Here is a 9816-nt window from a genome sequence, read left to right on the forward strand (position 1 = left end):
CATGCCTCATGACCACGCTCACGACCACACACATGGCACGCAGCTCGATTACGGCTTTCCGACGATCTTCGGCCGGGGTCTTATGGGGGAGTTCAAGCACTTCGTGAACCCACCCTTCCTGGTCGTGACGATGGAAGACCTCTGGCCGATCTTCGGGCACCATTTCGAAAGCGCCGACTGCCGGCCGTATTTCTGCGGCTCGATTGAGCAGGAGGATCTGAACCGCGAAGCCGCGAACCTTGGCGAGGTGCGCACCATCGTCGGGCTTGGCGGCGGGCAGGCGCTGGATGTCGCCAAGTATTTCGCCTGGCGGCTGAACCTGCCGTTCTTCCAAGCGCCAACGGCCTTGTCGGTCAACGCGGTCTATGGCCAGCGGGCGGGCGTCCGGGTCGACGGCAAGGTGCTCTATCGCGGTTGGGCAGTGCCGCAGGCGATCTATATCGACTACGATGTGCTCGCCGCCTGCCCGCCGGCGCTCAACTGGTCGGGCATCGGCGATATCCTCTGCTTCCATTCCGGCGTGCTTGACTGGCGCTATGCCGAGGCCACGGGCAAGATCGAGGCGAAGTGGCGTTATGACGAGGGGTTGGCGCGTCAATCGCTGCGAAAGGTGCGCGGCATCGTCGACAACGTCGACAACATCCGCGCGATGAACGACCGCGGCATCGAGGCGCTGGTCGACGGGCTGAAATGGGGGACGAGCTATCACGGTGCCGGCTGGTGCCCGCGACATATCGAGGGCACCGACCATTTCCTGTTCTACACGCTCGAAAAACTGACCGGGAAGAAGTTCCTGCATGGCCAGCCGGTAGGGCTCGGTGTCGTCGTCGGCTCGATGCTGCACGAAAACGGCGCCGAGGAGATGCTCGATACGATCTCAGGTATCGGGCTTGACGTGCGGCCCGAGGCAATGGGGCTTACGTGGGACCAGTTGACCGAAGGCTTGAAGACCATGAGAACCTATGTGAACGAGGTCGGGCTCTGGCATTCGATCGCCCATGACACCACCATATCGGACGGCTTCATCGCCGATCTCAGGCGTCGGCTCGACCGAGCCTACGCCCACAAGGCGGGATAGGCAGCATGCCAACGCTGGACGACCTCGCCCGGCGCGAGCATCTGCGCGTCGCCTGCATCGGCGAATGCATGTTGGAACTGTCGTCGCTCGATCTATCGGGTGGGGAGGCCAAGGTGGCGGTGGCCGGAGACACGCTCAACACCGCCATCTACTTCGCCCGTGAGTCCTCGCGTGAGAGGGTGGCGGTCAGCTATGTGACGCTGCTGGGTGAAGGGGCACTTTCGGAACAGATGGTTCGTGCCATCGCCGCCGAGGGGATCGACTGCAGCCTGATCGGCCGCCACCCCGACCGCCAACCCGGCATCTACCTTGTGGAACGCGATGTGCGGGGCGAACGGTTTTTTCGCTACTGGCGGTCCGAGTCCGCAGCGCGGCGCCTCTTCTCCGATGGCCTTCCGGCGCTCGACATGCTCGCGAATTTCGATCTCGTCTATCTCAGCGGCATCTCGTTGGCGATCCTTCCGCCGGAGCGAAGGAAAGCCCTGATCGACGCCTGCGCCGCACTGCGGTCTTCCGGTACCGTGATTACTTTCGACAGCAACCACCGGCCACGGCTGTGGGACAGCCCGGACGAGGCGTGGAACGCGATGGACGCGATGTGGCGCGTCACCGACATCGGTTTTCCGTCGCTCGAAGACTTGCGGGCCTTGCATGGCGAGATGTCGGCAGAACAAGCCCTGCGGCAGTTGTCGGAGTTGGGTGTGGGGGAGATCGTCCTCCGCGACGGCGCACGAGGAACGACGACGCGATGCAAGGGTCAGCCGGATATGCAGCTTCAGCCGATGGCGGTTGAAGTCGTCGATTCAACTGCTGCGGGTGACTCCTACAACGCGGCCTACTTGGGGTCGCGCCTGCGGGCTCAAACTGTGGCCGAAGCCATGCGCTTCGCCCAAAACCTTGCGGAACAAGTGCTTGCTTTTCGCGGCGCGATCCTCCCGCCAAGCACCTCCCGCTAAGTGTGCGGCAACCAAACCAAACTATTCCGCCTGTTAGCACCTTGCACCGAAACGCCAAGGGATCGAGCTACATCATGGTTTTTTGGAGATTGGTACCAGCCGGATCGCGATGCGTGCAGTTTGAGGTTAAGAACTGACTTGATCTAGGAAGCGGCGCACTGTGGCTGCGCCATTGCAGCCACATTGAAACCCTTATCCTTACAGACGATACAGTTGTTTCCGACTCGCATGCGAATGAACCTTTTCTGCGCTTCTCTGTTGAAAGTTTGCACTCGCAGCCAACTTCCGCTTTGCCGCCAGCTCGTCAAATCGGCGATCATGGATAGGCGAGGCGTATGAATGTCCGCTCATGCCATCGGGCGACTACCTGCTCGCACCCGCAGCGAAGTTCTGCTTCCCGCCCATTGCGATGAATGCTGCGCTAAGAAGCGAGGTCTGGGTTGGGCTCCGAGCAGACGTACACGGAATTTTGGTGAGTGTCTGCTGTGTCGCGTTTAGCAGCCGTTCGACGCCTTCGATTTGAAATTTCCAGTCCGAATGACCGGTTTCACCAGCAGCAGCCGTTCGTGAAAAATCGCCGAAGGTCCGAGTCGCGGACGAAGGAGCCATTGCCTCCAGCCGCGCGCCTTATCTGTCAGGCATCGAGAAAACCCCGGAGCGCCTGGATAAACACATCGAATGTTGGGTGGCCAGGGACAGGCAGGTGGTTCGCGCTTTCCAACACCAACAGCTCCGAGCCGGGAATGCCTGCAGCAAGTTTCTTCGCCTGCACCAAGGGATGTATTGAATCGTTACGACCTTGAATGATCAGAGTCGGGCATTCGACATTCTTCAATACATCGATGATTGATGCATTGTTGGACCGGTCGCGGTGATCGAGCATGAATTTCTGAGAGGCGCTTTCCTGCATTAGTCCCACCATTTGCCGCACGCCTTCGGCCGGACCCTCGGGAAAATAGGCCGTGAGAAAGGCAGTGGCGATCCCGCCTTCATGCTGGTCCCAACCTGCCTCCATCATAGCCTTCAAGACCTCGGGCTGGCCTTGCGCCTCACGAATCCCGCGGCCCTCTGCATACCCGCCAACCATGACAAGGTGTGTGAGCCTCTCAGGATGCGTTGCAGCGAATAGGACGGCTGGCAAACACGCACCAGATTCGCTCATGAGAGCAAATCGGTCTAACCCGGCGGCATCGGCAACGGCGACCATATCTTCGACATTCTCTTCGATGCTAAGCGCTTCATCCAACGCCTCCGACAGACCCGTTCCGGCCCAGTCCATTTGAATGAGCGTACGACCCTCTCGATAGGCATCATAGCCATCTCGCAAGATCGGTATGTGCCACGCCTTCTCCTTGCTAAGCGGCGGACCATCAAGTTGAAACAGCGGTGGCCCGGAACCGGAAACAAGATAGGCCAAAGAGTGCCCGCGCTTTGAGATCGTGTATCGCACCTTGGGAGCCATTGGTTTTTCCAAATTTGGGCGGTCGGTGGCGTCGCCGCCTGTAACAACAGCAACCATTTCCAGACCTCGCCCGTGATGTGTCCGAATTACCTTCTGCTGCTTTCCGTTGTCTCCAATCGCACGGCGTGCTGCAGCGATCCGGGCGCTGACGGCACTTTCGGAAACGACGCGTCCGCCCCAGACGGCGTCAATGATCTCATCTTTGGTCACTAATCTTGAAGGGTTCTCCGCCAGAAGCCGCAGCAAATCGAAAACTTGCGGTTCGATGGCAACTTCCAGACCGGCGCATTTCAGTCGGCGGCTGGCAGTGTCGAGTTCGCAATCTCCAAAACGGTAAAACAATGAGACAACCTTTGATCCAAGCTGATCTTTGAAATTCTAGACAAATCCAAATGAATTCACAGGGATTTCTAAGGGCTGTCTTCAAGCGAAGATCTTTTACCCCTGTCACAGTGGCAACAGGAACAAGGAGAAAGACGATGAATGCCCCTTTTGATACCGCCCTGCTCAAGCATTTGCCCGATCACCTATCCCCGCTGACCGAAGCTGATCGCGCTGCCGAAAAACTATCGCGTCCCTATCGCCCAACGTTCCATGAGTTCGCGGCGCAGGTTTTCTCCGCGGTGCCACGGCATCGAAAATCTGAGTTGCCACGAACTGCGGCAACTACGCGGCTGTGAAAATCGAAAGACCAATTTGGGCTCGACTCGGTCATCTGAGTCATTCTCTCAGGTGACTGGTTAGGCCCGCGTAGCCGACATTCACAGTAAATTTTTCGAAATTCACCTGTGAACGGCGGCTTCCACCAAGAGCAGACGCTGGCGGAAAATGTCGCAATGTCCGGCCTCCCGTGCAGCTATGGGCCCGTGATCGGAGGTGGTCTCCGGCGTTGTCCTGAGAGGGCATTTCCAGCAATCGCAGCAAGTAGGACCGCGCCTCCAATCAGTGTGTTGGCGGTAGCAGTTTCTCCCAAGAAAAGCCAAACCCAAAGCGGACCGAGTAAGACTTCAGCCAGTGAAAGTAGTGTGAGTTCTGCTGCTGGCAGACTTCTCGATCCAATGGTGTAGAGGATCAAACCCGCACCCACCTGAAAGATGCCCATGGCAAAGGCGACGCTGCCGTCATTCAAGCTTATGGCTAGCGAAAGACCCTGAAGCTGGCAGATCGCAAAGGTGATGACGACCCCGAACAACCCAGACAGAAACACGGACGGCAACATCTCTGACGTTCGCCCCCACCGCAGCGCAACGGTGAATACCGCGAAACCGAGCGCCGACCCAAGCGCCGCAAGACTGCCTTTTAGAACAACGCTTCCTGATTTATCGGCAACCATGATCGCAATGCCGCCAAGCGCGATAACGATTGCAATCCATGTCGCTCTGCGCACGGGTTCTCGTAGGACCATCCATGCCAGAATAGCCGTTAAGAACGGTGCTGTCGCAAAGAGCAACATTGCATTGGCAACTGATGTATTCTGTATCGCGTAAATCGCACCGGAGTACGCAGCCAGCAGCGACAACGCGGCGACGACGGCGGCGAAGCCGGTTCGGCGAAGCTGGACGAATGGGTTTTCACCGGACCGCAGCCGAATAACGACATAGAGGAATAGCGACATCGCCATTGAGCGGTACAATAGAATTTGCCAGACACCGGCCTCTTCTATCAAGCGAATGCCAAGACCGACCGTCGACCACAGAACGCCAGCCGCAAAAACAAAAAGCACACCGTGTTTGTGGGCGTCAGAAGAGCTCGATATGTTGACGGTTGTCGTAATGGCAAAAACTCCAGTTTACCCGCGAGCGTATTCAGGCATCCGACTGTTTTCTGCATCATTTGCGACAACGCCACGGTGAATTGTGCGAAACTTACAAGGGACGCGGTATGCATTTTTGCGCAATATCGTTGGCACTACACAACATGATGGAAATTGACGGCCCCAGTACAAAACGTATCGACTGCTGCAGGAATACTCAGGACACCAACTTTCGCCTAGCGCGATTTAGGCGATCACCTCAGGCCCCGCATCCAGCGCGATAATTTTCCCACTGGTATCGGCGTCAGTGTCGCAATGAAGACAGAAACCGGGCCGCGCCTGCGCCAATGGAGGGAGCATGTCTGTAGCTCCACCTGATCGACAGCTGCATGCAGCGGCCTTCATGATTTGTGCAATGGCGGTCATTGGCGTGATCGACAATTTCATTGCGCCGTTGTCGCGCCATATTGGGCTCTGGCAGTTCCACCTTATGCGGGCCACGATCGCGTGGCCGCTTGTGGCGGTTCTTCCGCTGCTTGGACTTGGCAGGTTGATGCCCATACGGTTTTGGGCGGTGGCGCTACGCAGTCTACTAGTGGGCATCTCGATGTTGTTCTACTTCTCGGCGTTGGCGATGATGCCGATTGCCCAAGCACTGGCCGGGCTTTTTACCTCACCGATCTTCATCCTTCTGATCTCTGCAGGCGTAATGGGACAGCGAGTGGGCATCTGGCGGATTAGCGCTGTTGCCGTTGGGTTCATTGGGATCATTCTTGTGCTGCAACCGAATCCTTCTGATTTCGATCTGACGGTTTTGATCCCTGTCTGCGCCGGGTTCTTTTATGCATTGGGCGCAATCGCCACACGTAGACTATGCGTCGGTGAAAGTACCGTGGCCCTGCTGGCGGGGATGTGGGTCACTTTGGGTTTGCTTGGAGCTGTGGGCACTGTCACGTTGATAATCTTCCCCATTTGGCAGCCAGGCGAAGAGGTACAGTTCTTCACCCGGCCGTGGGTTTGGCCTATGTGGGATGCTCTGCCGCTAATCCTACTGCAGGCCATTGGTTCAGTTTGTGGGGTGTTCATGATCATCAAAGCTTATCAGCTAGGTGAGCCATCTTATGTCTCGGTCTTCGAGTATTCGGTGATGATCTTTGGTCCACTCTTTGCGTGGTTTGCCTTTGGCCAGCCGGTCGGTGGCTGGCAAGTGCTGGGCATCATTTTTATTGCTTCGGCAGGCATTATCATCGCCCTACGGTCGCATTAAGTTTTGAAATAATCACGACGAGCCTGAGTATCGGCCCCCTTCAACCTGACTGCCATATACGAGCAGGTGCCATTGATGTTTGCGTGGAGTAAATCCGGGGGCCAACTACCCGGGGAATAAGGAGGCCCAACCATAGAGCAAAGTTTGACACGTCTTTTTCAACTTGAGGCGATTGGTGCGCTCTGCATGATCCTACTCGGGTCTGCTATGCACTTTGCATTTGCCTGGCTTGGCAACTGGACACCATTGGCCCTCGTGGCAGCCGTCAATGAGTCAATATGGGAGCACTTGAAGTTGGCTTTTTGGCCCGGACTGCTTTGGGCCTGCCTCATGCCGCTGCCGCCAAATTTAAGTCGTTGGTATGTAATGAGTTCGAAAGGCGTGAGCCTGACAATTACAGCAATGCTGATTGTCACAATCTTCACAGCTTACACGGCCATCTTGGGTCGCAACTTGCTGTTTCTGGACATCGGCACATTCGTCTTTGCCATTTGTGTTGGTCAGTTAATCTCGGCCTTACTGCTCACAAGTGGGATCAGTCAGACCAGATTCGTTTTTGTTTTGGGAACTGTTCTTCTGGCGCTCCAACTGATTGCTTACAGCCTTTTCACGTTCTTTCCTCCTGACCATTGGCTCTTTGTTGAGGCCCGTACAGGCATCAGAGGAATTCCATGACGTTTAAGCGAAATTTCCTATTGGTATGAAAGCTTACTGTTTTCGCTGGGGAATAATGTTGAGTTACGATGTTGTGCGTGTGCAGCAGAAAACTCCGAAACCGGACTTTCACAGCGCCAGTCATGTATGTCTCACTTGCGTGACTAAGCCGCCACTTTCTGTGTCGGCTACTCACGGCTGAAAAATATGCAATAATTGACAGGTTTGAATTTTATGAGACGATGAATGGTGAGTGGCCGATCTAGAGCTCATTAGACAGTTGCGGGCCTCTGACCAGCACCAAACTTCAACGGAGACACCTATGGAACGCCGCACCACACTTTTCGTTATGAATGTTCAAACCGAAGACCGCGAGATCGGTAAGGTTGCGGAAATGGCCGCAAGAGAGGACCATCATTTGCTTTGTCTTATGCTTGATATGGCCCCTGCCTTGCCTGCCTATTCCTACTCGGTTCCGCCATATGGCGGGCTGAATATTCCGGACGATTGGAAGGAGACCCTAGCCTCCGCGCAAGCTAATCTCAAATCCAGATGTGATACCATTGAACAGCTGCTCGCACAGAGAAATGCGTCGGGGGAGGTTCAGGCCGTCCTTACTGCAAGCATGGATGCCAAACATGTCGTTGCGCGATTTGCCCGTGTGAGCGATGAGGCGATCTTTTCTCAAAGTCTGCGGGAAACCCGCGATCTGATGACCGAAGCGGCATCCGGCGTTTTGTTCCACTCACCGATCGGATTCCGGATCAATGCCAACCTAGAACGCAATCCCGAATGCATATTTGTCGCCTGGGACAGCAGCGAGGCCGCGTCTGCGGCTGTTCACGCCGCCCTACCGCATCTGCTGGACGCGCGCGAGGTTATTATAGGATGTATCGACCCTGTAACCACGGTTAACCGTGACGGGCAGGATCCCGGGACCGACGTGGCAGCATGGCTCAGCCATCATGGATGCTTGGTCACCTTGTCACAGTATCCCAGCGGTGGACGCGCCGTCGCCGATGTTATTCAGGACCGCGCGGCGGAAGCCGGCTCAGATCTGATCGTGATGGGCGCATATGGTCAGGCCCGGATGATCCAGACTGTTTTGGGCGGAACGACCCGGTCGATGGTCGAGCAGACCAAGTTGCCGGTCTTCCTCGCCCACTGAAAAGCCCCTTGCCCCGCCTCAATCTAAGTTCCTCTGAAAAAACCTAGTAGGGATCATCGCTCATTGCGCATGTTTATCAAGTGTCGTGCCGGTGCTTGTTCCGACCCAGTCTGCTATGTCACTTGCGGATATCACGCCTGTCCGCCGTCCTATCTCTCTGCCACCTTGGAAGGCAATCAGAAGTGGAATGCCACGGATGCCATACCGGGCCCCGGCCGCCGGAAATGCCTCAGTATCGAGCTTGGCGAGGCGCGCGCGGCCTTTGAGCGCCTGAGCGGCCTTGGCGAACTCTGGCGCTATCATGCGGCAAGGCCCACACCATGCGGCCCAAAAGTCCACAAGCAATGGAACGTCGTCGATCCGTTCCGCCTTCTGTAAAACGTCGAGAGAGACATCGATGGGAGCCTGGGGCACGAGCAGGACACCACATTTTCCACATTTGGGAGAAGCGCGCAGACGGCCTTCCGGAACCCTGTTTCCCTGACCGCAGGCGAGACAGGCAAGCTTCAAACTCATTCCCCAATCCCCCCTACCCTTTTGTCATAAATATTTAGCCTTCCGCTCAGCTCCATATTTCTTCAGGGAAGAAAAGACTTTGGAGTGGGGTCCTGCAGTGACTCAAGGTAATTTGCGATCGCGATCAGCTTGGTGGGCATCAGGATTGGCTCACCATTGCCTGTATCGAATTCACTCATTTCATTGTCCAAAAGGTCGACGATAATCGGCATATCCTCTCGCGGGAGAATGTTGCGGGAATACCCACTCAGTATCTCCATGATCTCAAGAGCGGGCCACACCCCGTCGCGCCGCGCTGCAATTCTCGTCAAGTCTGGCGGCGGTGTGCTCAAACGCGCAGCTACAGGCCCATCGCCCTTCCCATCAACACCATGACAGGACACGCAGTTTTGCGAGTACAGCGTTTTTCCGGTGATTGTCTTTTCTATAGTGGTTCCCATCAAAAAAAGCGGAGCCAAAAGCAGCCAATACTTCATACGAGTTATCTTTCCGAAGCGGTGCAGCAAAGTTAACGTTTCTTTTCAACCATTACTTTGATCCCTGTCAATTGACTAATCATAGCTTAAGCATAGAGACTGTTGCTATTCGATTTCGACCTGACTCTTGGCGGAAACCCACGTCTTCTTCCGACATTTGCGATCAGAATTGGCGTTTCATTTTGAAGCCGCCCGTAATTCCCAGCTCAGTTTTTCCTGTCGATCACCCTTTAGTGATCCAATAATAGAACGACCGCTTTGGGCTCAAGGCAGTCATCTGAGTCTTTTAGTCAGATGACGGCTTAGGAACGGATAGCGGTCATTATCGGTGATCATTCCGAGAATTTTCGCCTGAAGGTCTGCATTGAACGGCAGCGGACGTTCGCTGAAACGTGCTGAACGGCAGAGTTGCGGACTGAGTAGACATTTGCCCCGCGTATTGACGGGCAACTCTCCTTTTAGCTATCCTCCCGGCATGATTGGCGG

10 protein-coding genes and 1 pseudogene are annotated in these 9816 nt (G+C 55.8%); 6 read left to right on the forward strand and 5 right to left on the reverse strand.

Annotation, left to right across the window (positions count from 1 at the left end; genetic code table 11):
• Position 1: 1 nt before the first annotated feature.
• Both AC2FLO_RS12275 and AC2FLO_RS12280 read left to right on the forward strand, forming a co-directional pair.
• Positions 2-1078 carry an iron-containing alcohol dehydrogenase gene (locus tag AC2FLO_RS12275; RefSeq protein ID WP_496751715.1) on the forward strand — a complete coding sequence of 359 codons (1077 nt, stop codon included), beginning with the start codon at positions 2-4 and terminating at the stop codon, positions 1076-1078.
• 5 nt (positions 1079-1083) lie between these two features.
• Positions 1084-2034: a sugar kinase gene (locus AC2FLO_RS12280; RefSeq protein ID WP_496751713.1), complete on the forward strand. Its 951-nt coding sequence runs from the start codon at positions 1084-1086 to the stop codon at positions 2032-2034.
• A gap of 634 nt (positions 2035-2668) precedes the next feature.
• Here the strand turns inward: AC2FLO_RS12280 and AC2FLO_RS12285 are convergent.
• Positions 2669-3838, reverse strand: coding sequence for an alpha/beta hydrolase (locus AC2FLO_RS12285; protein WP_480608711.1), 1170 nt, complete (start codon positions 3836-3838; stop codon positions 2669-2671).
• 137 nt (positions 3839-3975) lie between these two features.
• On the opposite strand from AC2FLO_RS12285, the gene AC2FLO_RS12290 reads away from it, so the two are divergent.
• Positions 3976-4176 (forward strand): hypothetical protein, encoded by a 201-nt coding sequence (locus tag AC2FLO_RS12290; RefSeq protein ID WP_170609149.1) that lies wholly within the window; start codon positions 3976-3978, stop codon positions 4174-4176.
• Between the two features lie 176 nt (positions 4177-4352).
• On the opposite strand, the gene AC2FLO_RS12295 is transcribed toward AC2FLO_RS12290, so the two are convergent.
• Positions 4353-5219 (reverse strand): DMT family transporter, encoded by an 867-nt coding sequence (locus AC2FLO_RS12295; RefSeq protein ID WP_496751711.1) that lies wholly within the window; start codon positions 5217-5219, stop codon positions 4353-4355.
• A 388-nt stretch (positions 5220-5607) separates the two neighbouring features.
• Between AC2FLO_RS12295 and AC2FLO_RS12300 the strand changes: the two genes are divergently transcribed.
• The 3 genes from AC2FLO_RS12300 (at position 5608) to AC2FLO_RS12310 (ending at position 8338) form a co-directional block, all read left to right on the forward strand.
• Entirely contained in the window at positions 5608-6516 is a 909-nt protein-coding gene (locus AC2FLO_RS12300) for a DMT family transporter (protein WP_496751709.1), read from the forward strand.
• 144 nt (positions 6517-6660) lie between these two features.
• Positions 6661-7191, forward strand: a complete 531-nt coding sequence (locus AC2FLO_RS12305; protein WP_496751707.1) for a DUF6512 family protein — start codon at positions 6661-6663, stop codon at positions 7189-7191.
• Positions 7192-7492: 301 nt separating this feature from the next.
• Positions 7493-8338, forward strand: a complete 846-nt coding sequence (locus AC2FLO_RS12310) for a universal stress protein (RefSeq protein ID WP_496751705.1) — start codon at positions 7493-7495, stop codon at positions 8336-8338.
• Positions 8339-8398: 60 nt separating this feature from the next.
• Here the strand turns inward: AC2FLO_RS12310 and AC2FLO_RS12315 are convergent, their stop codons facing one another.
• From AC2FLO_RS12315 to AC2FLO_RS12325, 3 genes and pseudogenes are all read right to left on the reverse strand, one after another.
• The gene (locus tag AC2FLO_RS12315; RefSeq protein ID WP_496806682.1) at positions 8399-8752 is read right to left on the reverse strand and encodes a thioredoxin family protein; all 354 of its coding nucleotides are present in this window, start codon (positions 8750-8752) and stop codon (positions 8399-8401) included.
• 21 nt (positions 8753-8773) lie between these two features.
• Positions 8774-8854: pseudogene (locus tag AC2FLO_RS12320) on the reverse strand (thiol reductase thioredoxin); the annotation flags it as partial.
• Positions 8855-8916: 62 nt separating this feature from the next.
• A complete protein-coding gene (locus AC2FLO_RS12325) occupies positions 8917-9330 on the reverse strand; it encodes a c-type cytochrome (RefSeq protein ID WP_496751701.1) in 414 nt (137 codons plus the stop codon).
• Positions 9331-9816: the final 486 nt, after the last annotated feature.

The sequence above is a fragment of the Ruegeria sp. TASC047 genome (genome assembly GCF_059612445.1).